This window comes from Kitasatospora sp. NPDC056184 (genome assembly GCF_042268405.1).
Classification (GTDB): Bacteria; Actinomycetota; Actinomycetes; order Streptomycetales; family Streptomycetaceae; genus Kitasatospora.
Genome location: NZ_JBHJUI010000010.1, coordinates 258746 through 280209, shown reverse-complemented (window position 1 = coordinate 280209; position 21464 = coordinate 258746). Strand labels below are relative to the sequence as shown.

Here is a 21464-nt window from a genome sequence, read left to right as displayed (position 1 = left end):
CAACATCAACCCCCCCCCCCCCCCGCGCGGGGGGGGGGGGGGCCCGCCCCCCCCCCCCCCCCCCCCACGCCGTTACGGGCCCCGTCCCCCCTCGGGGGCGAGCGGCGGCGGGAGGGGAACGCGCGCACCGGAAGCCGGGCCCGCCGCCTACCGACCTGGAATCTATGCGAGTAGATAGTGGGGCGGGAGCAGGAAGTCGGCGGGTCCGACTTCCCTGGTGCCCGGTAGTCGGCGGCGAGGCGGAGGGGGAAGTCGGGCGGGCCGACTTCCTATTCCGTGGGGGTGGGGAAGTGGCGGGTGGTCCAGCGGGCGAGGTAGCAGGCGAGGGGGAGCATGAGGAGGAGGGCGGCCCAGAAGGCCTGGTGGCCCCAGAGGGTGGCGAGGGAGCGGAACCAGGGGGCCAGGACGGGGATGCGGAGGGCTTCGAGGGGGCCGAGGGGCGGGGGCCAGGCGCCGAGGGCGACGGTGCCGAGCGCGGCGGCGGCCAGGAGGCGGCGGGCGGCCTGGGGGGTGGCGCAGGCCGCGAGGAAGGCGAGGGCGGCGAGGAACAGCAGGTAGTCGGCCTGGTAGGCGGCACCGATCACGCCGGTGCCCCAGGACTCCGGCTTGGGGTAGTGGTCCCGGTCGACGACGGCCAGCCGGACCTCGACCGCCGCCCACAGCAGCAGGATCAGCACCACCGTCCCGCCGAGGCCGAACAGCAGCCGCTCGCGGAAGGCGGCGGTGTCGCCCGCGCGGGCCGGCCGGCGGCGGGCGGCGAGGCGGCGGCGGTCACCGGCCGCCCGTTCCGAGGCCGCGTGGGCGGGCCCGAGCAGCCAGCGCGCCGAGCGGCCGTTGAGGAACAGTGCGAGCACGACCGCACCCATCGCGCCGACGCCCGCCCAACTCCCCATCCCTCCCTCGAACATGACCACCCGGTCGACCACCTCCTGCGGCGGCCTGAGCACCGTCATCGGCGGTCCGAGGTGCAGGTAGCCGACGGCGAAGGAGGCCGCGACGGCGAGGAACAGCACCCGCCGTCCGATCCGGGCCGGGAACGCGGCCACCGCCACGGCCGCGACCAGCGCCGCGCCGAGCTGACCCGCCGTCGCCCGCGCCGACGCCTCGCCCGCCGTCCGCAGCGGGCCGTCGAACGGGCCGTCGGGCAGCAGCTGCGCGCCCGCGCCGAAGTCGACGGCGGACCGCCAGACCGTGCCCGCCCAGACGGTGATGCCGAGCGCGAGGAACAGCAGCACGCCCGCCACCGCGCGCCGGGGCAGCACGCTGCGTGCGCCGCCCCACCAGGCGCGCAGGTCCGCCTTCCACGCCCCCCGGTTGCGGCCGCTCCCCCTGCCCTCCGCCCGGACGCTGCGCACGTGCAGCACGGCCGCCGCGGCGAGCACGCCCCGGCCGTCGGCCGTGGCCGGGTCGGCGGCGAACGCCCGGCGGCTCAGCTCCGACCAGCTCCGGCCGAACGCTCCGCGCCCACCGCCGCGCACCCGTGCGACCACGGCACCCGCCGCTCCGCCGACGGCCGCGACCGCCGTGTGGACGCGCGGGGGCAGTCCGGCCAGCGGGCCGGGCAGCGCGGAGATCCGCCGAACGACCGCGCGCCGCTGCTGGTCCGGCTGGACGGTGAGCACCAGCGCCCAACGCCGCGCGGTCTTGCGCTCGTTCGCGGTCAGCCGGCCGCGGAGGCTCCGCGCCTCGCGCTCGACCGCGTTCAGCACGGCCGCCAGTTCGGTGAGCCCGAGCAGCCGGGCGCAGGCCCGCTCCGGGCAGGCGGTGTGTCCGCAGTGGAAGCGGGCGGCAAGCCCGGGCAACCCGGCGGCGACCAGCTCGTCGACGAACGCCAACCCGTCCGCCTCCCCCGCCAGTTGCGCCAGCCCCGCGGCGTCCACCCGGCGGTCCCGCACGTACGGGACGGCCTGCGGCGCGAACGCCGCGCCGAGCGCCAGCACGGCCCGGGAGGCCGCCGCCGACTTCTCCGCCGGGGTGCCGCGTTCGACGTCCTTGAGGTAGTGCAGGTCGAGGACGGTGTCCTTGACCTCGTCCCGCAGCCAGTCGCGCAGCCGCCGCGCCCCGCCGCTGACCAGCCACGCCGCCGCGTCCGCCGACCGCCCGAGCAGCGCCTCGGCGAGCGCGGCCGGGTCGTGGAAGTCCTCGCCGCGGAAGGCGATCGGACGGTGCGCGGGCCCGGTCGCCGCCGACCCGGGCGGCGGCGGGTCGACCCGGCTGCGGACCACCTCCGGGCTGCCGCCGGCCAGCCAGGCGCGGACCTGGTCGGCCGTCCAGCGGTCGGCCGGGTCCTTGGTGAACAGCCCCTGGAGCAGCAGGCGGCGCCGTTCGTCGGCGATCGCCGAGACGTCCACCTCGGCGTCCATCACCAGCCGGATCTGCAGCGCCTCGTCGCTGATCAGCCCGCCGTCCGCCCGGCGGTAGCGGCCGGCGCCGGTGAACACCTCGTGGAGGATCGTGCCGAGCGCCCACCACGGGCCGGCCGGGTGGTTGTGGCCGGCGAGCTGCTCCGGCGCCATGTAGGCGACGGTGACCTGCATGTCGGTGGAGAAGCGGCGGCTGGCGGTGAGTTTGGCGACGCCGCCGAAGTCGGCCACCACGAACTGGGCGGCGTTGCGGCCGTCCTTCCCGGCCGGGCGGACCAGGATGTTGGCGGGTTTGAAGTCGACCGGGTTGCGCGCGACGGTGGTCTGCCAGAAGGCCAGCAGGTCGACCAGTTCGCGGATGATCCGCTCGGTCTCGCCGGGCCGGTCCAGCCGGCGCCGGGTGCGCAGCTCGGCGACGTGGTCGGCCAGGGTGACCGGGAGGTACTCCATCGCCATCCAGTCGCAGAGCGCGCCCGCGTGCTCGACCCGGCCGTGGCCGAGGATCTCGGGGACGTGGCGGCGGAAGGCGGGGCCGCCGGCGAGGTGGGCGAGGAGGTCGGTGTCCGCCCGGACGCCGGGATTGCCGACCTTCACGGCCGCGTCGCCGCCACCGTCGGCGCGGCGGACGTGCCAGACGGTGCCCTCGCTGCCGGAGCCGACGGGGCCCAGCGGGTGGTAGCGGTCGGTGAGGGCGGCGGGGAAGGCCCCGGCCGGGTCGGCGGTCGGCGGGGTGGTGGCGGGATGGTCGGCGGGCGCGGCCCCGTCGGGCGTGGCCGCGTCGGCGGAGCCGGCCGGGCCGGGTCGGCCGGTGGGGCCGCCCGGGCGCTGGACCCGGGTGCGGCCGCCGCGCTGCACGCGGGTACCCGGACTCGCCCCGTCGGCGGGCGCCGGGGCAGGAGCCGGCTCCGGACGCTCCCGCTGCACGCGCGTACGCGGGCTCGCCCCGTCCGCGGGCGCCGGGGCAGACACCGGATCCGGACGCTCGCGCTGCACCCGGGTACGCGGGCCCGCCGCGTCGGCGGCCCCGCCGTTCGGGCCGCCGGGGCCGCGCTGGACGCGGGTGCGCGGGCTCTCGGCTGGGGTGTCGCCGGATCCCTGACCCCGCTGCGGGGACTGGCCGGGGACGCGGCCCCGGCCGTTCGCCTGCCCGCGGCCCTGCTTGCGGGTGGGCGGGCTCGGCTCCGGCGGTGTGTCGGCCATCGCGCCGCTCTCCTCCTCGCGCCCCCGGCTCACCGGGGAGCGCCGAACTCGTCGATCTCGATCACCTGGGCGTCCACGTCCATCGCGAACCGCAGCCGCTGCCCCGGCCCGATCCGGGTCGGGCCGGTGATCCGGCGACCGTCGACGAACGTGCCGTTGGTCGAGTCCAGGTCCTCGACGTGCAGCGCGCCGTCGATCCAGCGCAGCCGCGCGTGGCGCCGGGAGAGCTGGTCGAGGCCGGCCAGGCCCGGGACGGCGGCGCAGTCCGGCTCGTCGCGGCCGACGGCCAGTCCGCCGCCGCCGCGCCGGTGTTCGCCGTGGACGGGCAGCATGGCCCCGGCGATCACCAGGGCCAGCCGGACCACCGGCCGCTCGGGCCGGCGCGCCGGACGCGTGGCGGGGGTGGCGGGGCCCGCGGCCTCCCCGGCACCGGCGGCCGCGGGAACAGCCGAGGGCTGCGGCGCGGGAGGCGGCGCGAGAGGCACGTCCTCGGCCGGGTCGTACCGCTCCAGCTGCTGGAACATGTGCACCTGGCAGTACCCCCGGGTCGCGGAGGTCGGACACTCCCCCGGTGCGCCCACCGGACAGCGGTAGATCACGGTCGCCACGAGGTCTCCCGAAGGGTCACGCCGCGCCGGACCAGGTCGCGTTCGATCCGGCCCAGGTCCCCGGGGCGCGGCACCCCGATCACCCGGACCTCGCCCTCGCTCACGCGCACCTGGAGTTCGGGCCGCTCCGGCCGGTGGTCCAGGAAGGGCGCGTACCGCTCGCGGCCGAGCGCCGTGCGGGTGAGCAGGCGCTGGTTGGCCGAGCCCCGCCAGACCAGCCGGGTGGGCTGCCCGGCGCGGTAGCGGCCGGTGATCACCGCGTCCGCGCCGTCCAGGGCGGCGGCGGTGATCGGGTCGGCGGCCAGTTCCTCCGGCTCCCAGCCGGTGTACACCAGCAGGTCGGCCGTGGCGCCGGCCCGGCGGCGTTCCGCGTCGGCGGCGGCGAGCAGCGCGGCGAGGGCGGCGGGCTGCTCCAGGGGCTCGCCGCCGCTGACGGTCAGGCCGTCCAGGCCCTCGGCGAGCGCCGCCCGCCACAGCCCGGTGAACCGCGCGATCGTCAACTCCCGTCCGGTGGAGCGTTCCCAGGTGTGCCTGGACATGCAGCCGGGGCAGGCCAGCGTGCACCCCTGGAACCAGACGCCGAGCCGCCGGCCGGGGCCGAGCGCGGTCACCGGCCGGGAGACCTGGGCGACCAGCGCGGCAACGGCGCCGCCGTCGGCGCTCAGCCCGGCCACCGTTCGACCTCCAGGCGGTAGCCCTCGCCGTCCCCGTCACCCTCGACGGCGACCACCTCGATGCGCTCGCCGCGCCGGGGCGGGTTCCGGAAGACCTCCTTGGCCAGCGGGTTGACCAGCGCCGACTCGACCGCGGTCAGCACGCCGCGGCCGCCGTGGTCGAGCCGCCGGGTGGCCTCCACCCGCAGCACCTCCCAGGCGTCGTCGGCGAGGGTGAGCGCGGCGCCGTGGACCTCCTGGACGCGGGCCGCCACCGAGGCGATGGCCTTGTCGAGGATCTGCGGCACCCACTTCTCCTGCATGAAGTCCATCGGGATGAAGTTGTCGCCGAAGCGGTTGCGCAGCTCGGGCCGCTTGATCGTCTCGTTGAAGAAGAGGTCGAACGCTTCGCGAAGCGCCTGACGCACCATCACCGGGTCGTCGTGTCGCCCCAGTTGCCGCCCGACCGTACGGGGAGCGCCGGCACCGGACGCCCCCGCCTCCGCCACCTCGGCTCCGGACTCGCCGCCGCCCGGCGGGTCGCCCACCACGGTGGCGGCGACGCCGAGGTTGGAGGTGAAGATCAGCACGCACTCGGTGAAGTAGACGGTGGCGCCGCGCCCGTCGGTGAGTCGGCCGTCCTCCAGGATCTGCAGGAAGAGGTCGAACAGCCGCGGGTTCGCCTTGTCGATCTCGTCGAAGAGCAGCACGCTCATCGGGTTGGCCCGCACGGCGTTGGTGAGTTCGCCGCCCGCGTCGTGGCCGACGAACCCGGGCGGGGCGCCGATCAGCCGGTCCCGGGCGTGCTCCTCGGCGAACTCGCTCATGTCGAAGCGGATCGGCCGGGCGTCCTTGCCGAGGATCATCTCGGCGACACCCTTGGCGAGTTCGGTCTTCCCGACACCGGTCGGGCCGGAGAGGAAGAGCGTGCCGCGCGGGCGGCTGGGCGAGCTGGACGCCTGGGCACCGTTGAGCCCGGCCGCCGAGCGCATGAAGATCTCCAGGGTGCGGCGCACGGCGTGCGGCTGGCCGATCACCTTGCCGTTGAGGAACTCCTCGCCGTCGGCGATGCGTTCGCGCAGCGCGGCGGTGGCCCACGGGTTGTCGAGCACGCCGATCCGGTACAGGCGGGCGGCCTCGTCGAGCCGTTGCACCGGCAGGCCGCGGTCCAGGGCCATCCGCCCGATCGCCATGACCTCCGAACTGCCCATCCCGTGCGAGGAGTCGGCGAGCGCCTTGGCGGCCGCCGCGGTCTCGGCCCCGGTGAGGGAAGGGCCGCCGGTCGCCGCCTGGTAGCGGGCGAGCCCGCCGACCACGTGCCGCGCGGCGGCCAGGCGCTGGTCGTGCGGTGGCTGCGGCACGTTGATCACCCGCACCGCCCTGCTGCCGACCGCGAACTCCCTCGGCAGCTCCTCCTGCCGCTCCACCACCCAGAACACGGTGTTGTACGGCGTGACCGTGCTCGCGCCCTGCACCGGGCGGGCGGTGTGGCCCAACTCCTCGGCGGCGGCGAACAGTCGGGCCGCCTCCCCGTCGACGGGCGCCTGCGGCGAGCCGAGCCGGCCCGCGTACGGGACCACCAGCGCGATCGGCGGGCCGGGGTGCTGGACGACGCCGACCATCGCGTCGCGCAGGCGGTCCAGCAGCTCCGGCTCGCTGTCGTCCTCGCCGGAACCGCCCTCGCCCGAACCGTTCGGCGACGCACCGCCACCGCGCCGCCACCGCTCGTCGCGCTCGACGAACTCCCGGATGACCGCCGGGATCTGCTCCGCGGTGGCGCTCAGCCGCAGCAGCGCGATGCGGTCGTTGACCTGGTCGACGAAGGCGATCGCACCGTAGCCGCGGGCGGCGCAGATCGACTCGATCACTCCGGCGAGGCCGTACGGCGCGAGCGTCTCGCTGCGGCCGGCGGCGTGGTCGTCCGGCAGCAGGTACTGGTCGCGGACGTTGCCGGTGAGCAGCACCTGCGGGTAGACGGTGAGCGCCATGTCCAGTTCGCGGATCCAACTGGGCGTGGTGGGGCGAGCGTTGTCATCAGCCGGGTCCGGGGCTTCCGGGGCCTCCGGGGCGGCGTCCTTGCGCAGGTCCGCACGGTCCGCGTGGTCCGTATCTCCCGCATGTCCCGCGCGTCCCGCGTCCTCCGGGTGTCCCGCGCGGTCGGCGGGCGGCGGCTCAGCGGTCACGGTGGCGCTCCTGCGGCTTCTGACGGACACCGGCCGACTCGGTCCTGGCACCGCTGCCGCTCTTCCTGCGGCGGCGCGGCGGAGCGGCCTCGGACGGCGGCTGCGGCCACCGTCCGCCCGGCACGAGGCCCGCGGCCAGCGCTCCCGGCGGCATCGCGGACGTCCGCTCCAGCCGGACGCCGTGCTCCCGGACGCCGTCCTCGATCGCGGGCAACTGCTCCTCGCAGAACCACTGCTGGACGTCCTCGTCCCGCTCCTCGTCCTGCTCCCGGTCACCGGTCCCACCGTCGTCACGGCGGACCACCGCCGTGGTCAGGGTCGCCTGGCCGGGTGCCAGCACCAGACGCAGCCCGTACCCGGCGGCGGGCGGCTCGCCGTCCGTCCCGCCCGCGCCGGAGGCCGCCGCCCGGCCGGGGTCCGGATCACCGAACGGCACCACCACCGCGCCCTCCTCGGCGAGCAGGTCCGCGAAGTCCTCGCCCACCTGGTAGTCCCGGGCGCGCAGCACCTCGGCGAGCGCCGCGACCACCGGCGCCCGGTGGCGGCGGGCGTCCGCCCGGGCCACCGCCTCCTCCACGTCGGACCGCAGGTACGCCGGATCGTCGGCGGCGGCGAGGGCCGCGAGCAGCCGGTCCCGGTCGGCCGGATCCGCCTCCCGGGCCAGTTCCGCCAGGGCGGCGCGCAGTTCGGCGCGCTCCTCCTCGCGGGCGCGGCGCTGCACCGAGTGCTGGACGAGCGCGGCGAGGTCGGTGAGCGTCGTCCGCACGTCGGAGACGGTGCCGGCCGCCTTCAACGAGCGCACCAGGCCCGCGACCCGTTCGAGGTCGGCCGGGTCGCAGCGGGGCACGTCGCGGTCGAGGATCGCCTGCGCCTCGGCGAGGGCGCCGGCGCGGACCCGCCCGGTCCGTTCGGTCCGCTCGCGCTCGGCGGCCTCGGCCGCGGCGGCCACCGCGGCGGCGCCGCCTTCGTCCGAGCGGGCCGGGCGCGGGCGTTCCGGTTCGGCCACCGCCTCCGGCAGCACCGCCGACCAGACGTCCTGCACCGCCTCCGCCAACTCCCGCGCCGCATGGGCGTTGGCCGCCTGCGCGCGCTCGATCGCCCGCGTCAGCTCGGCCTCGTCCGCCCCCGCCCCGACGGTCACGGTCTCCACGGTGACGCGGGCCGTGCGGTAGGCGCGGCGCAGCTGCTTGGCCTCGCCCCGCAGCCCCTGGGCCTGCTCGCCCAGCTCACCGAGCCGGGCACGCAGCTCCGACCGCCGCTCCTCGGCCCGCCGGAGGTTCTCGGCGCGCTGGGCCTCGGCGGCCAGCCGTGCGCGCAGCCGCCGGCGTCGCTCGGCCTCCTGGTCGACAAAGGACCACCCGTATCCCGCGGAACTGCTCACCGGCCGCCTTCCGAGCGCGAGTCGTGACCTGCGGCGCGGACCGGGCACCTGCCACCGGTCCGGACCCCTGCGCACGCGCCGCCGAGGCCGGTGCGGGTCGTGCGTGAGGACCCACGACAGACGACCGCGCGCGAACCGGCACCGCCCCCGAGGTGCTGCTGAGTCCCCATCATGCCGCAGATCCGCCCACGGCCGTCCGACCTTTGCAAATCCGAGATCACGACCCGGCGAGCGGCCCGACGCGCTAGATTGGCGCACGGTCGGCAGGCGCGGACCGGGATCGGAACCGGGCGGGGGGGGTGAGGGACGGTGGTGTCGCCGCAGGAGGTGCTGGCAGTGCTGCGCGCGCACTGGGACGAGATCTGGGAGCTCCTCGACGAGCCGTCCCGGGCCAGGCTCCGGGCGCTCGCCGAGGACACCACCGGCGATCCGGAACGGGTCGCACGCAGGATCGAACGGCTGCTGCTCGCCGTCCTCCCGGACGGGCACCCGGTGCGGCGGGTGTTCGACGACTCCGTGCGCTACGCCCGGGGCACGGATCCCGACGGGATCGTCAACAACACCCTCACCAGCACGGACATCGGTTCCCTCGTCATCCAGGGCGGCGTCGCGAACCTGCTCCGGCCCGCCTCGGTCCCCTCGGAGGCCACGCCCCCCGACGACGCCGACGACTGGCTGCTCGCCGCCGACTCCGTCACCGCCTCCGCCTACCGGGCCGGCGGCCACGACCCCGCCGACCCCGACCTGATCCGGCTGACCGACCGCCAGGGCACCGTCCGGCTCCCGTCGTTCCAATTCGACGGTGCCTCCGGCCGCCCGCTGCCCGTAGTCGTGGCCGTCAACCGCCTGCTCGACGCCGACGACGATCCGTGGGGCGTGGCCGACTGGTGGCTGGGCGCCAACGCCTGGCTGGACGCCGTACCCGCCCGCCTGCTGGGCACCGCCGGTGAGCACACGCTGCTCGCCGCCGCCCGCGCCGAGATCGCGGAGTGGTGAGGGCATGCCCGACGTGAAGGTTCCCGCCCCCACCGTGCGCGCCACCCCGTTCCGCGAGGTCCTGCCCGCGGGCACCGTCCTCCACCGGGTGCACCTCGCCGCCTTCCCGGCCACCTCGTTCAACCCGTACCCCTCCGACAGCCACTACGAGGGCGGCCGGTTCTGTTCCTACGAGGGCGACGGCACCCACCTGCCGTTCCTGTACGCCGGGTTCTCGGAGCGGACGGCGGTGATGGAGACGCTGGTGCGCGGCGTCCCGTTCGACGAGCGCGGCTGGCGGCGGGTCCGGCGCGCCGCGGTGCGGGGCAGGGTGCTGTCGCGGATCGAGACCACCTGCGACATCCCGCTGGTCGGCCTGATGACGCTCGACCAGCTCGCGGCCGTCCACCAGGACGAGTGGCTGATCCACTCCACGCCGGAGGCCTACCCGCGCACCCGCCGCTGGGCGGCCTGGATCCGCGGCCAGGCGCCGTGGGCGCAGGGGCTGCGCTGGCCGTCCAAGCGGGACCTGGGCAGCAGTGCCTGCGTCCTCTACGAGCGCGACCCCGCCACCCCTCTCGTCAAGCCGGCCGACACCGCGCCCGTTCCGCTGGACACCGCCGAGGGGGCCGAGTTGCTCAACCGCCTCCTCGCCCCGGCCCGCACACGGATCGACCCCCCGCGCCGGTAGGGTGCGGGCGTCACCGGCGCTCGGCCGCCGCCCGGCGCCGTCAGCACCGCACAACAGGACGCCCCGCCCGGACGGGGGCCGGGCGGGGCGGGCCTGCGGGGGGTGCGGCGCTACCTGGTCACCCGGTCACGGGCAGAGGCGCCCGGGGCGGCACTCGGGGTCGGTCGGGCCCCCGCCGGGGCGGTAGTTGGACCACCAGAGCGGGGTGCTGCCCGCGTAGACGACCAGGTTGCCGCTGTTCTGGACGGCCAGGTAGGCGCCCGGGTGGTACGGGGTGCGGCTGTTCCACACCGCGCGCATGGCGGCGTCGTACGCGACGAGGTTGCCGTCCGCCTGCATGTAGAGGTAGCTGCCGACGCCGTACGTGCCGACCGCCGTCCAGATGGCGACGTTGTTCTTGTACAGCACCACGTGCCCGTCCCACTGCTGGTACAGCACGGTGCTGCCGTCGGGCGAGGACCAGCTCTCGCCGCGGTTCAGGCCCGCGGTCCCGTAGATGACGGTCTGGTTGGCGTCGGACACCGCGGCGGGAGCGGCGGCCGCGGGGGCAGCGGGGGCGCCCGCGGCCGGTGCGCCGTCGGCGGCCTGGGCCGGACCGCCCAGCAGCCCGGCCGCCATCAGGACGGCGCCGAAGGCGACACCGGCCCGGGGAACGAGGGATCGCGCGATTCTCATGACGGGCACTCTCCTGAAGTCGCGGCTGTGTGAGGAACGTTGGTGAACGTTCCAGTACACCGGCGCCGTGATCGCGCCGGCCCCGCCAGTCTCACCGGGCGCGCGACGGGCGGGCAAAGCCCTTCGGCCTCCCTCGAATCCGGACGCGGCCGCCGTTCGGCCCGGGTCAGTCCGCGTCCGCCTCCACGGACTCGCTCACGGACTCGCTCACGGGCTCGTCCACGGGCTCGTCGGCGCGCTGGTCCTCGGTGCGGCCGAGGCGCCAGTAGCCCATGAAGCAGACGGCGCGCCGGTCGTAGCCTCGCTCGCGGACCAGGTGGCGGCGCAGCTCGCGGACGTCCGCCGCCTCCCCCGCGACCCACGCGTACGGCGTGCCGTCCGGCAGGTCGGCGGCGCGCACGGCGTCGGGGAGGGCGGGGGTGCCCGGGGTGCCGCGGTGCAGCCAGGTGATCTCGGTGCCGGGGCGGTCGGCGGGCAGGTAGGCGTGCTCCCGCGGCCCCTCGACCTCGGCGAAGACCTTCACCGGCAGGTCGGCGGGAAGTTCGTCGAGGATCGCGGCGACGGCGGGCAGGGTGGACTCGTCGCCCGCGAGCAGCACCCAGTCCGCCCCGGCGGGCAGCCGGAACTCGACGCCGCCGGCGTCCTCGATCGCCGGCCCGCAGACGACCACCCGGTCGCCGGGCGCCGCCGTCATGGCCCAGCGCGAGCCCGGTCCGTGGTCGCCGTGGACGGCGATGTCGATGTCGACCTCGTCGGGGTCGCGGCGCTGCGCGCGGACGGTGTAGGTGCGCAGCACCGGGCGGACGGCGGGGTCCATGGCCCGCCAGCTCTGGTACCAGCCGAACTCCTCCTCGCCCTCGGGCACGAGGGGTTCGGCCTGTCCGGGGAGGGGGAGCAGGAGTTTCACCCGCTGGTCGAGGCCGCCGTTGACGAATCCGGCGAGGTCGGGGCCGCCGAGGGTGATCCGGGCCATGTGCGGGGTGATCCGGGTGGCCCGGAGCACCTGGAGCGGGAAGAGCAGGAAGCGCGCGGGGGCGGCGGTGCTGGTCAGGGCCGTCTCCTCTCATCTGAAATTTAGGTAAGGCTAACCTACTTTCCGGCGTGTTCGCCGCAGCGGCGGCCGCCGCGCCGCCGTATCGTCCGGAAAGAGACGGTCCGCCCCCCCCGGCGGTCCTCGGAGGAGGTGGTGTCGGAATGTGGCCACGCGTCAACGGCCTGCGCTCGATGGAACTCGGCACTCCGGGCGCGATGCGGGCCGAGCTGAACGCCCTGGCGCTGGCCGGCCGGAAGACCGCCACCACCGGCCTGCTGGCGGACTACGCCGAGGAGGCCGAGGGGCTGGAGTACCCCGGCGAACGGCTGGCGCTGATCGACGACGACGGGCGGCTCGTCGGGGTCATCGAGATCACCGGCGTGGAGGTGAAACCGTTCGCCGAGGTCACCTGGGAGCACGCCCGGGCGGAGGGGGAGGGTGACGCCTCCCTGGAGGAGTGGCGCGCCGGGCACCGCGGCTACTGGGAGCGACTGGGCGCCCGGGTCGAGGAGCGCACGCCCGTGGTCTGCCTGGCCTTCCGCCTCGCCGGGGGTCCGTAGGCGTCGCCGGTCGCCGGTCGCCCGCCGTCAGCCGCCCGTCCTCAGTCGCCCAGGAACCCGGCGACCAGGTCGCGGAACACCGCCGGCTCGTCGACCCACGGCCAGTGCCCGCACCCGGGGAGCACCTCCAGGCGGCCCGCCGGGTAGCCGGCCGCGACCCGGCGCGGTGTGCCGACGCCCGCCACGCCGTCCTCGGACCCGGCCACCACCAGCACCGGGTTGGCGACGGCGGCGCGGCGGGCGACCTCGGCCTCCGGCGAGGCCGGGTGCACGTAGAAGGCCTCGCGCAGCCACGACGGCGGCTGCGGATAGCCGGCCTCCGCCTCGTGGTGCCGGCGCGCCGCCTCCGACCAGGCGCCGTAGCTCCAGGGCTCCGCCCCGGCCGCCAACGCTTCGGCGCTGCCCGGCTCACCCGCGCGCCGCGCCCGGATCGCCGCCACCTCGGCCTCGTCCACGTCCCGGAAGACCAGGCCGGGCGGGGTGACCAGGACGAGCCGGCCGAGCTTCTCCGGGTGGTCGGCCGCGAACGCCTGGGCGGTCATCGTGCCCGCCGAGTGCGCGAGCACGTCCAGGCGCTCGATCCCCAGCCGTCGCCGCAGTTCCTCCAGGTCGCGGGCCTGCGCGGTGAAGGCGCAACTGGCCCGGTCCGCCGGGGTCCCGGAACGCCCGGCGGCCCGGCCGTCCAGCATGACCAGCGTGCGGTACTCGTCCAACCCCCCGAGGCTGCCGAGGTCGCGCACATCCGCACCCGGCCCGCCGGCCAGGCAGAGCAGGGCGGGACCCTGTCCGACCACCGAGTAGAACAGCCTCGTTCCGTCGTACGAGATGAAGTCAGGCATCCGGCCATCCTCGCAGCAACGGACCGCCCCCGAGGCCGAACGAGGACAGCCCCAGCCGTCGATCACGGCTCAACGCGTGTCGACCACGACTGGCCGGAGCAACCTCACGGCCTCGCCGCCCGGCTCCTCCCGGAGGCGTCCGTCGGCCCCGCGCACGCTGTACGGTCCCCAGAGCCGCGTACCGGCGGTGCCCGCCAGGTACCACCGACCGCCGACCAGCGCCAGGGAGTAGTACGGGTCCTGGGGGTCGACCTCGACGAAGGACGGATCGACGCCGCACAGGACGTCCACGCCCAACCGTTCGCCGATGTGCTCCGCGAAGCGCAGGTCGGGGTACGGCCCGAGGTCGCACGCGTACACGTGCACCACGAGGCCGAGCGGCCACGCCGGATCCTCGGTGGGCTCCAGGATCGCCCACAGGCCTCCGATCCCGTCCGGGACATCGGCTCCAGGGGGCTGAACCGCCAACGGCAGTCCGGGCGGGACCAGTTCCGCGAACACGGCCGCCACGTCGGCGACGCTGAGGGCCCGTGACACGGTGATGCTGAACATGGTCGCCATGGAACCACGACCCCCGGGAGCGCCGTCGGGGCCGGTGGGTGGGACGCTGTCACCGTGATGGAACGGAAGTCCTTCCAGACGCACCTGCGGCAGGCCGCCACGGGCATCCTGGAACGCGTCCCCGAGCAACTGAAGCCTGAGACCTACGTCCTGGCCTTCAACATCTGGCGCGTCGACGCCGACAACCGCCGCCCGCACGTGGACGTCGGCTACAACACGAAGAGCCGGTACGAGCAGGAGATGCGGCGGGGCGCCGACCCCTGGGAGGCGCGCTGGAACTACGCCTTCTGGATCCTCGACGGCTTCGACAGGCTCGGCAACGTCCCCGAAGACCCGGTCGGCGGCCCGCTCTACGAGGAGGAGGCCCGGGAGCTCGGCCTCTGGTACGACGGCGCGTTCGACCTCGGCCGGATGCTGGACGACGACGAGCTCCGCACCAAGTCCGGCCTCCTCGAACTCCACTTCCACGACGCCGTCGTCGACCTCGCCCGCCACCTCCACAGGAGCGGCACCGTCACGAGGATCTTCGGCCGCCCCCTGCCCGTGGTCGTGTTCGACATGGACTGCCCGGGCTGGGAGGAGGAGGCCACCAGGGCCGCCAACCCGGCCGAGCTGATCGAGGACTTCCTGGCGTGAATCACCCCCGCACGCGCCCCTCGGCCGGTCGACGGAGCCAACTGAACTCCGTGGACGCAGACCTCTGCGGCGGTCGCCGCGTTGGCGCACGACGACCCGGAGTCCGCACATGATCATGCGTCCCACCGGGCAGGCAGAAGGACCCTACGGTGCCGCCTTCCTGCCGCGGCGGCAGATGACCGTCAGGGCGGCGGAGCAGCCGATCTCCGATCCGGTGGCCAAGCTTGGTGGACAACCCGTCTGGTTGGCCGATCCCGCCTGGCCGGTGGACCCGTCCAGCGGGCGACCGCTGGTCTTCATCGGTCAGTTCCCGATCCCCGGCGACGAACTCCGCCTGGCCTACCTCTTCCTCGACGAGGACGACCTGATCATGGGAGGGATCGACCCGGAGGCCGGCGACGCGGTCCTCCTTGTGCAGCCCGACGGCCGTATCCCGCCCTTCGCCGTCATCGGGCCACCGGGCACGCGCGGCCGGACGCTCTGGCGCCGGGGCGCGGACGATTCCGAGCTTCCGGTCGAATGGCATGTCGACCTGCAGCCGGTTCCGCCCGGGACCGACCGCTCGATCGACGACCAGGCGGCGTTCGAGCGCAGCATGCGGGGCGAGGGACCCGCCGTCGGGATGCCCGACGGCGAGGTCCTCCACGACTACGTCGGCGGCACCGCCTGCTACCCCAACCACTACGCGCGGGTCGAGGCCCCTTGGCAGTTCCTCTTCAAGATCAGCGACACACCCGACGACGAGGATCCGTACTTCCTCAACTTCGGATACGGCTACGGCTTCGGCTTCGTCAGCCCCGACCACCGCGAAGGCCGCTTCTTCTGGGAGTCCTCATAGGCGTCCGGCTGTGCCACGAACCAGTGGCACGATGATCGGCCGGCCGGCCGACGCGGAAGCACCGGTCATCCGACGCGGGGCAACGATCGGGAGTGGGAAGTCGGCGGGTCCGACTTCCTGCTCCGGGGCAGTCGTCCGCTCGGGCGGCGGGGCGTCGGCCGTGGGTGGCGAGGAGGTGTTCGGTCAGTCGCCGATCCCGAGATGCAGGATGGTCGCCCAGTCGCCGGTGACCAGCAGCAGGTTGCGCCACCAGAGCTCGCCCGCGTGCGGGCCGTCGACGTCGGCGGAGCTTCGGACGGGCCCCAGATGCGCTTCGACGAGGTCGGCGACGCCGTCGGCGAGCTCGCCTGCCCGCCGGACCTCGACGGGCGTGCGGAGGTCCGGGTCCGCGTACCGGTGAGCGGGCTGCAGGAACCCCTCGGTCACCTGGCGTCGGAGGATGTCCCGCCAGACTCGCGGTGACTCGAACGGGACGACCGGCGTCCCTACCCGGTGTCCGCTGGTCCCCGCGTCGTACACGGCCTGAGCGAGACTCCTCATCCGGTCATGCCCGGGCCGCGTCCCGGCCACCGGGACGACGGGGAACAGGTGGACGGACGACACGTGGTTGCAGTCGTCGAGCAGTTCCTCAAGCGGTTCGGCCGCGGCTGACACCGCGGCCGGGGCGTCGAGGGGGTTCAGCATGGGCGTCCGGGTCCTCCGTGCGGTTGCGTGTTACGGGCTCAGCGTGTCAGCCGAGCACCGGGTCCGGCTCCCTGAACGCTGCCAGCGCCCTGCGGGCGGCGGGGTAGAAATCCGCCGGGAAGCGCCGGTCGGACGCCAGCGCCGCTTCGAGCAGAGGTGCCGCGTCCGAGGCCGGGGCGCCGATCCGGGCGATGTACCGGATCGCCGCGCGGCAGGGGTCGTCGGCCTCGCCCGACCTCAGGCGTTCCAACGCGGCCAGAAGCACCGGGATCGCGGCGTCCGCGTCCCCCGTGATCCGCCACCAGGCGTGGGCGGCCTGGACACGGGTCCACGGGCCGGGCGACTCCAGCAACGGCCGGAGCGCCGTCGCGCAGTGTGCCGCCCGCGGCCCCAACTCCGCCAGCCGGCCGAGATCGGCGGAGCCCAGGCCCTGGGCCGCCGCGTCCTCCAGGAAGGCCAGGAAGACCTCGGGGTCACCGGTGATCCGCCAGTGCGCCCACGCCGCGTTCTGGGCGCCGTGCCACCGTCGTCTGCCGGTCGCCACCGGGGTTCCGCCGTCGTGGCGCAGTGGCTGGACGACGCCGCAGGCGAGGTCGGCGAGGGTGTCCGCCGCAGGAGCCGCCGGCGCGCCGATGGCGCCGAGCGCGTCGCAGGCCCATCGCACGTTGCGGGTGGCGAGCACCGGCACCAGCTCCGGGACCGCCGCGCTCGCGGCGGGGCCCCACGCGGCCACGGCGGTAAGGACCGAGCGCAGCGACTCTCTGTCGGCCGAATCGACGAGCACGCACCGGATCCCCGGGAGCAGTTCGTCGGCCCACCTCACCAGCGGTCGGAGAACCTGTCCGAGTGAAGTGACCTGGAAGAACGGGAAGCTGTCGCTCGCCGCCAGCCAGCGGTGCACCGGCCCCAGAGCGCCCGGATGGCCGAGACGCGCGAGAGCCAGCGCCGCCGGCCCGGCAACCCGGTCGTAGGAATCGTCGGCGGCCGCGATCAGGGCGGGAACGGCCGGTGCGACGTCCTGGGTGGAGTCCACCGAGACGAGTTGCGCCAGGACCATGGCCGCGTCACCGCGGGCATGGGAGTGAGGGGAATTCAGGCACCGCACCAGGCCGGCCACCAGGTCCAGCCGGGGTGTCCGCCAACGCCGCAGGATGTCCGAAGCGACGGCGACCGCCCCCTCGGCCAGTGCGGGGCGCTCGGAGTCGAACCCGCCCATCGCTATCGCGACCCCGCGATCGACGTGCTCGTACACGTCCAGCCGAAGCTCCTTCGGATCCACACCCGCGTGGGCGAGCAACTTGCGGGCGTGGAATCCGTGCAGCGCCTCGGTCGCATAGGTCATGGCTCGCAGGCTACCGCCGTGGCCCGGCCTCGATACCCTCACCAGATGAGGACTCCGCCTCCCAGCGTGAGCGCCCGCCCGGCAGTGTCCTCGATGATCGCCAACCGCGCCGAGATCGCTTCCCCGTGTTCCTCGACCGTCCGCACCGGTTGCGTCTCCGCGACGATCCTCCCCAGGTTCTCGCGGAGCAGGCGGCACTCCCGCAGGAACGCGGGGACCTCCTCCGGTTGAACGTGGAGGTCCGTCTCCGCCAGGACCGGGAAGAAGCCGGCCCCCAGCGACCGCACCGCCTCCGAGCCCCACACGCGCGTGCGCCAGTCCTCGAAACCCGCGAGGTCCGCGCTTGCCTCCGGGGTGTCCTGCACCCGCGTCTCCCCACCCGCATCGACGAGGAAGACATGCACCGTCAAGCTCATGGGCGCAGTGGATCACAAGCCTGACGGCCCGGTCCACGGGATTCCGCACAGCAGGAGCGGTCAAGGACCGAGCGATGCGATCCAGGACGCGAAGTCCTCGGACTCGACCTCGAAGGCCTCGGGGCCCAGATCGCCCAGGTCGGACGAGAACACGGCGGGGCACGGGTCATCTGCGCGCAGGAGGAATCCGCGCCCGCCGCTGTCGTCGCCGATGAGGACGAACCCCGGTGCGTACTGGGTGACTTCGTAGGTGGCGTTGCGTTCGCCGATGCAGTCGGCCGAGTAGACGGTCACACCGGCGTCGGTCATCAGGCCGTCCGTCACCTGCCACAGGGCCACCAGCGGCTCGGGCAGGCTCGGCTCGATCTCGGCCCGAGCGCGTGCCACGTCGACCGACGCGGCAGCGGAGGCGGCCTCGGGCGCACCGGCCCACTCGGTGGCCAGCACCGCGTACACGGCGAGGTCCGCGCGCCGGCCCTTGAGCATCTCGCCCTGCACGAAGAACGCCTCGCGACGCATGCCGAGGCGTTCCATCAGCCGCGCCGACGAAATGTTGTTCCCGTTGCACCTGCCGATCACCCGGTGGAAGCCGTACCGCTCGAACGCCAGCCTCAGGACCTCGCGGCCGGCTTCGGTGGCGTACCCGCGGCCGCCGTGGTCGGGGTTCATCACGAAACCGATCTCGGCGCGGCCCAGTTCGGCGCTCAGCCAGTCCAGGTTGAACTCGCCGATGAGCCGACCGGACGCGCGCAGTTCCACCGCGACGGCCAGGTTGTCGCCCTCCCCGGCCAGCTCGGACTGCGTGATCCTGGTGGCCAGCGCGGTGCGGGTCTCCTCCCGGGTGCGGGCGTCCCACAGCAGGTACCGGGTCACGTCCGGACGGCGCTGGATGTCGTACAGGTCGTCGAGATCGCTCTCGGTGAAGGAACGCAGCACCAGCCGGTCGGTGACAACAGGATCCACAGGTGAGACTCCGCACGGGATTCTTCGATCAGGGGTTCAGCGGATAGTAGCATCAGCAAATCTGCATACAGAGGAGCCAACACCGGTCCCGGGCAGGCCGCTTACGCCCACGACCGGAACGGTCACCGTTCCGGTCCAGGCTCGCCCTCACGGCTGAGCCCGCCTTTCCGACCGCCGTCCGCGAGTCGTACGACACGGTCGCCGCCGACTGCCTCGAACGCGTCCCGCCACCGGCCGCGATGGACCCGCTGTCACGCGCGATGCCGGCCGGGTTCGCCGAACTCGTGCGGACGGCCGGCCCGGGACCGGTCGCGGACCTGGGATGCGGCCCCGGCAGTGTGACGGCGCACCTCGCCGGGCTGGGGGTGCCCGCCTTCGGCGTCGACCTGTCGCCGAAGATGATCGGCCTGGCTCGGCAGGCCCATCCGAACCTGCGGTTCACCGTGGCTCGATGACCGCGCCGGAACTGGGGGACGACGAACTCGGCGGCGTACTGGCCTGGTACGCCACCCATCACACGCCCTGATCGCAGCCTTGGAGCAGGAAGTCGGCGGGTCCGACTTCCTGCTCCAGGAACCGGCGGCTGTTCAGGCGGTGGCGTGTTGACCGTGGGTGAGGAGGGGGAGGGAGCGGCCGAGGGTGGCGAGGGCCTGCCGGGTGCGGGCGTGCTGGGCGGGGCTGAGGAGGGCGGGGAGGTCACGGGGTTCGGCGAGGCGGGCGCCGAAGAGGTTGCTGCGGTGGCGGGGCGGGACGGTGATGCGGGCGGCGTCACGGTCGGTGAGGGTGCCGCCGTCGAAGACGAGGGTGAGGCGTTCGAGGTAGCGGTCGGCGAGGGTGAAGTCGACGGCGAGGAGGTGGGTGACCGGCCGGTGGAGGCCGGTCTGGGCGTGCAGGACGCGGGTGGCGGCGCGGTGCGGGGGCTCGTTGGTGCGGCAGGCCCCGCCGGGGAGGAGGTGGCCGTCGAGGAAGTCGGGGTCGACGAGCAGGACGCGGCCGTCGTCGGTGCGCAGCAGGACCTGGGTGCCGAGCCGGCAGACGGGGGGCTTGGCGAGCAGGCGGGGGTCGCGCGAGGGGAGGGTGCGCATGGCGGGGGCTACTTTCCGGTGGTGGTGCGGTTGAACCCGGTCATGAGGGAGGAGGCGAAGAACAGCCACCAGACCAGGTCGGAGGTGTGAGGGTCGGCGAGCGAGGCGGCGACATGGGCGACGAGGCTCGCGGCGGCGAACACGGCGGCGGCGGTGAGGAGTTCAGCGCGGGTCGGCCGGTTGCTGGGCCTGTTCATGGCGCAGCCCCTTTCGGAGGAGGTCGATGATGCGCTCGATCTGCTCGGTGCGGGCGGCTCCGAGGCTGATGAGGTAGCAGCCGGTGCGGCGCCCGAAGTCCCAGTCGACTTCGAGGGAGGGCAGTTTGGCGTCGGCGAGGGCGAGGACGGCGGTCAGGTCCTCGACGGCGTACGCGGCCGCGCGCCGCTGGTCGGCGGTGGCCCGGTTGAGGATCGCCCCCATCAGGCCACACCTCGGCGGGGCTCGAACGCCCGGTACGCCGACTCGGCGGCGGTGAAGGAGGAGAACCCCGCGAGGAGGCCGGAGTTGTCGTGCAGCCACTCCCCCGAGGTCTCGTTCCGCACCCGGTAGCACCGGGCCGACGGGTCCCAGCGCACGCCGTAGCCGTGGAGCTTGGTGGGGGGCTGGATTCGGGCAGGTCTCATGGGAACCCTCCGCAATCAGGTTTTCACGTTCTGTGCCCATAGTGGCGCGGATGGGGTTAGCATCGGAAGCGCCGAACGACTTGACCCCATTTGCGGGGAACGTTGGGGGAACCACCATGAACAAGAAGGAACTTGACCCCACGTCGAGCCCCTGGGCTCCCTTCGGAGTGCAACTCCGCAGGTCACGCGAAGCGCGTGGACTCACACAGGCCCAGCTGGCGAGGCTGATCGGGTGCGACCCGTCCCACGTCTCGCTCGTCGAACTTTCCCACCGGCCGCCCAGCTTGAAGTTCGCCATGAAGGCGGACGAGGCGCTGGAGACCGGCGGCACCCTGACGCTGATGTACTGGCAGCACAGGAACACAGCGCTGGTGCCGGGCTTCCCCGAGTACGCAAACTACGAGGCGCGGGCGGCCGAGATCCGCATGTTCGAGATCGACGTCGTCCCAGGGCTGCTGCAGACGCTTCAGTACGCGACCGCGCTCGAAGCCGGCCACGTCCGCCAGGGCGGAGCGACCCAGGAGCAGGCCGAGGAACGGGTCAGCTTCCTGCAGACGCGGCAGCAGTGCCTCGACCGCACCCCACCGCCGCTCGTCCACGCGGTTCTCGACGAGAGCTGCATCCGGAGGCTCGTGGGAGGCCGGGACGTCATGGTCGCCCAACTCCTCCACCTTGAGGAGCTGACGCAGCGGCCGAACATCGTGATCCAGGTGGCGCCGTTCAGCCTGGGTGAGAACCGGCCCTTCATGCGCACGGTTTCGCTCATTACCATGCCCGACCAGAAAGTTCTCGGTTATTCCGAGAACGAACACCGCGGGTTCCTGGATCGCGATTCCGAAGCTGTTGCCCCGTTGATCAGGGGCTACGATCGGCTCCAGATCGAGGCCATGAACCAGGCCGACTCGCTGGCGATGATTCGCTCTGCAAGGAGGGACCTTGAATGGATGTCAACCTGACTGAGGCACGCTGGAGGAAGAGTTCCTACAGCGGCGGTGGCGGCGCGTGCATCGAGGTGGCCGACGGGCACCCGGGGCACATGCCCGTCCGCGACTCCAAGGACCCCGCCGGGCCCACCCTCCTCTTCCCCACCGACGCCTGGCAGTCCTTCGTGACCGCCATCCGGGCAGGCGAATTCGACAACCGCTGACGCACCCA

General features: G+C 74.3%; 24 protein-coding genes and 1 pseudogene. 8 read left to right on the top strand and 17 right to left on the bottom strand.

Annotated elements, in window-relative coordinates; translation table 11 throughout:
- Window positions 1-269: 269 nt before the first annotated feature.
- From ACFC0B_RS21860 to ACFC0B_RS21840, 5 genes are all read right to left on the bottom strand, one after another.
- The gene (locus ACFC0B_RS21860; RefSeq protein ID WP_376088046.1) at window positions 270-3218 is read right to left on the bottom strand and encodes a hypothetical protein; all 2949 of its coding nucleotides are present in this window, start codon (window positions 3216-3218) and stop codon (window positions 270-272) included.
- Between the two features lie 374 nt (window positions 3219-3592).
- On the bottom strand, window positions 3593-4171 hold the full coding sequence (locus ACFC0B_RS21855; protein ID WP_376088043.1) for an FHA domain-containing protein: 579 nt from the start codon (window positions 4169-4171) through the stop codon (window positions 3593-3595).
- Complete coding sequence (locus tag ACFC0B_RS21850) at window positions 4159-4845, bottom strand: 4Fe-4S cluster-binding domain-containing protein (protein WP_376088040.1); 687 nt, start codon at window positions 4843-4845, stop codon at window positions 4159-4161. The genes ACFC0B_RS21855 and ACFC0B_RS21850 overlap by 13 nt, the downstream gene beginning before the upstream one ends.
- Window positions 4833-7007, bottom strand: a complete 2175-nt coding sequence (locus tag ACFC0B_RS21845; RefSeq protein ID WP_376088037.1) for an AAA family ATPase — start codon at window positions 7005-7007, stop codon at window positions 4833-4835. Before ACFC0B_RS21845 ends, ACFC0B_RS21850 begins: the two co-directional genes overlap by 13 nt.
- Complete coding sequence (locus ACFC0B_RS21840; RefSeq protein ID WP_376088034.1) at window positions 6997-8388, bottom strand: hypothetical protein; 1392 nt, start codon at window positions 8386-8388, stop codon at window positions 6997-6999. The genes ACFC0B_RS21845 and ACFC0B_RS21840 overlap by 11 nt, the downstream gene beginning before the upstream one ends.
- A gap of 309 nt (window positions 8389-8697) precedes the next feature.
- Between ACFC0B_RS21840 and ACFC0B_RS21835 the strand changes: the two genes are divergently transcribed.
- Window positions 8698-9384, top strand: coding sequence for a hypothetical protein (locus tag ACFC0B_RS21835; protein WP_376088031.1), 687 nt, complete (start codon window positions 8698-8700; stop codon window positions 9382-9384).
- A gap of 4 nt (window positions 9385-9388) precedes the next feature.
- The gene (locus tag ACFC0B_RS21830; protein ID WP_376088028.1) at window positions 9389-10054 is read left to right on the top strand and encodes an RES family NAD+ phosphorylase; all 666 of its coding nucleotides are present in this window, start codon (window positions 9389-9391) and stop codon (window positions 10052-10054) included.
- Between the two features lie 126 nt (window positions 10055-10180).
- Here the strand turns inward: ACFC0B_RS21830 and ACFC0B_RS21825 are convergent, their stop codons facing one another.
- Window positions 10181-10729 (bottom strand): hypothetical protein, encoded by a 549-nt coding sequence (locus ACFC0B_RS21825; RefSeq protein ID WP_376088025.1) that lies wholly within the window; start codon window positions 10727-10729, stop codon window positions 10181-10183.
- Between the two features lie 166 nt (window positions 10730-10895).
- Complete coding sequence (locus ACFC0B_RS21820) at window positions 10896-11732, bottom strand: siderophore-interacting protein (RefSeq protein ID WP_376088022.1); 837 nt, start codon at window positions 11730-11732, stop codon at window positions 10896-10898.
- A gap of 191 nt (window positions 11733-11923) precedes the next feature.
- On the opposite strand from ACFC0B_RS21820, the gene ACFC0B_RS21815 reads away from it, so the two are divergent.
- A complete protein-coding gene (locus ACFC0B_RS21815; RefSeq protein ID WP_376088019.1) occupies window positions 11924-12322 on the top strand; it encodes an ASCH domain-containing protein in 399 nt (132 codons plus the stop codon).
- Window positions 12323-12363: 41 nt separating this feature from the next.
- On the opposite strand, the gene ACFC0B_RS21810 is transcribed toward ACFC0B_RS21815, so the two are convergent.
- Both ACFC0B_RS21810 and ACFC0B_RS21805 read right to left on the bottom strand, forming a co-directional pair.
- Window positions 12364-13161 (bottom strand): alpha/beta fold hydrolase, encoded by a 798-nt coding sequence (locus tag ACFC0B_RS21810; RefSeq protein ID WP_376088016.1) that lies wholly within the window; start codon window positions 13159-13161, stop codon window positions 12364-12366.
- Window positions 13162-13230: 69 nt separating this feature from the next.
- A complete protein-coding gene (locus tag ACFC0B_RS21805; RefSeq protein WP_376088013.1) occupies window positions 13231-13713 on the bottom strand; it encodes a hypothetical protein in 483 nt (160 codons plus the stop codon).
- Window positions 13714-13779: 66 nt separating this feature from the next.
- Here ACFC0B_RS21805 and ACFC0B_RS21800 point away from each other — a divergent pair, with 66 nt between their 5' ends.
- Together ACFC0B_RS21800 and ACFC0B_RS21795 are read left to right on the top strand one after the other, a co-directional pair.
- The gene (locus tag ACFC0B_RS21800; protein WP_376088160.1) at window positions 13780-14358 is read left to right on the top strand and encodes a hypothetical protein; all 579 of its coding nucleotides are present in this window, start codon (window positions 13780-13782) and stop codon (window positions 14356-14358) included.
- Window positions 14359-14467: 109 nt separating this feature from the next.
- On the top strand, window positions 14468-15196 hold the full coding sequence (locus ACFC0B_RS21795; RefSeq protein WP_376088010.1) for a hypothetical protein: 729 nt from the start codon (window positions 14468-14470) through the stop codon (window positions 15194-15196).
- A gap of 183 nt (window positions 15197-15379) precedes the next feature.
- Here ACFC0B_RS21795 and ACFC0B_RS21790 read toward each other — a convergent pair whose 3' ends face one another.
- The 4 genes from ACFC0B_RS21790 to ACFC0B_RS21775 are packed head-to-tail and all read right to left on the bottom strand — an operon-like array spanning window position 15380 to window position 18601.
- Window positions 15380-15880: a hypothetical protein gene (locus ACFC0B_RS21790; protein ID WP_376088007.1), complete on the bottom strand. Its 501-nt coding sequence runs from the start codon at window positions 15878-15880 to the stop codon at window positions 15380-15382.
- A 46-nt stretch (window positions 15881-15926) separates the two neighbouring features.
- Window positions 15927-17222 (bottom strand): hypothetical protein, encoded by a 1296-nt coding sequence (locus ACFC0B_RS21785; protein WP_376088004.1) that lies wholly within the window; start codon window positions 17220-17222, stop codon window positions 15927-15929.
- Window positions 17223-17260: 38 nt separating this feature from the next.
- Window positions 17261-17638 (bottom strand): hypothetical protein, encoded by a 378-nt coding sequence (locus ACFC0B_RS21780; RefSeq protein WP_376088001.1) that lies wholly within the window; start codon window positions 17636-17638, stop codon window positions 17261-17263.
- 60 nt (window positions 17639-17698) lie between these two features.
- Window positions 17699-18601 (bottom strand): GNAT family N-acetyltransferase, encoded by a 903-nt coding sequence (locus ACFC0B_RS21775; RefSeq protein ID WP_376087998.1) that lies wholly within the window; start codon window positions 18599-18601, stop codon window positions 17699-17701.
- Window positions 18602-18756: 155 nt separating this feature from the next.
- Between ACFC0B_RS21775 and ACFC0B_RS21770 the strand changes: the two are divergent.
- Window positions 18757-19124, top strand: a pseudogene (locus tag ACFC0B_RS21770) (class I SAM-dependent methyltransferase); the annotation flags it as partial.
- A gap of 64 nt (window positions 19125-19188) precedes the next feature.
- Here the strand turns inward: ACFC0B_RS21770 and ACFC0B_RS21765 are convergent.
- Genes ACFC0B_RS21765 through ACFC0B_RS21750 form a run of 4 tightly spaced genes read right to left on the bottom strand, consistent with a single transcriptional unit; the run spans window position 19189 to window position 20309 of the window.
- On the bottom strand, window positions 19189-19686 hold the full coding sequence (locus ACFC0B_RS21765; RefSeq protein WP_376087995.1) for an NUDIX domain-containing protein: 498 nt from the start codon (window positions 19684-19686) through the stop codon (window positions 19189-19191).
- A gap of 8 nt (window positions 19687-19694) precedes the next feature.
- A complete protein-coding gene (locus tag ACFC0B_RS21760; protein ID WP_376087992.1) occupies window positions 19695-19883 on the bottom strand; it encodes a hypothetical protein in 189 nt (62 codons plus the stop codon).
- Window positions 19849-20106 (bottom strand): hypothetical protein, encoded by a 258-nt coding sequence (locus ACFC0B_RS21755; protein ID WP_376087989.1) that lies wholly within the window; start codon window positions 20104-20106, stop codon window positions 19849-19851. The genes ACFC0B_RS21760 and ACFC0B_RS21755 overlap by 35 nt, the downstream gene beginning before the upstream one ends.
- Window positions 20106-20309 (bottom strand): hypothetical protein, encoded by a 204-nt coding sequence (locus ACFC0B_RS21750; protein WP_376087986.1) that lies wholly within the window; start codon window positions 20307-20309, stop codon window positions 20106-20108. The genes ACFC0B_RS21755 and ACFC0B_RS21750 overlap by 1 nt, the downstream gene beginning before the upstream one ends.
- Window positions 20310-20425: 116 nt before the next feature.
- Between ACFC0B_RS21750 and ACFC0B_RS21745 the strand changes: the two genes are divergently transcribed.
- Window positions 20426-21265 carry a Scr1 family TA system antitoxin-like transcriptional regulator gene (locus tag ACFC0B_RS21745; RefSeq protein ID WP_376087983.1) on the top strand — a complete coding sequence of 280 codons (840 nt, stop codon included), beginning with the start codon at window positions 20426-20428 and terminating at the stop codon, window positions 21263-21265.
- Window positions 21250-21456 carry a DUF397 domain-containing protein gene (locus ACFC0B_RS21740; RefSeq protein WP_376087981.1) on the top strand — a complete coding sequence of 69 codons (207 nt, stop codon included), beginning with the start codon at window positions 21250-21252 and terminating at the stop codon, window positions 21454-21456. Before ACFC0B_RS21745 ends, ACFC0B_RS21740 begins: the two co-directional genes overlap by 16 nt.
- The last annotated feature ends 8 nt before the right edge of the window (window positions 21457-21464 follow it).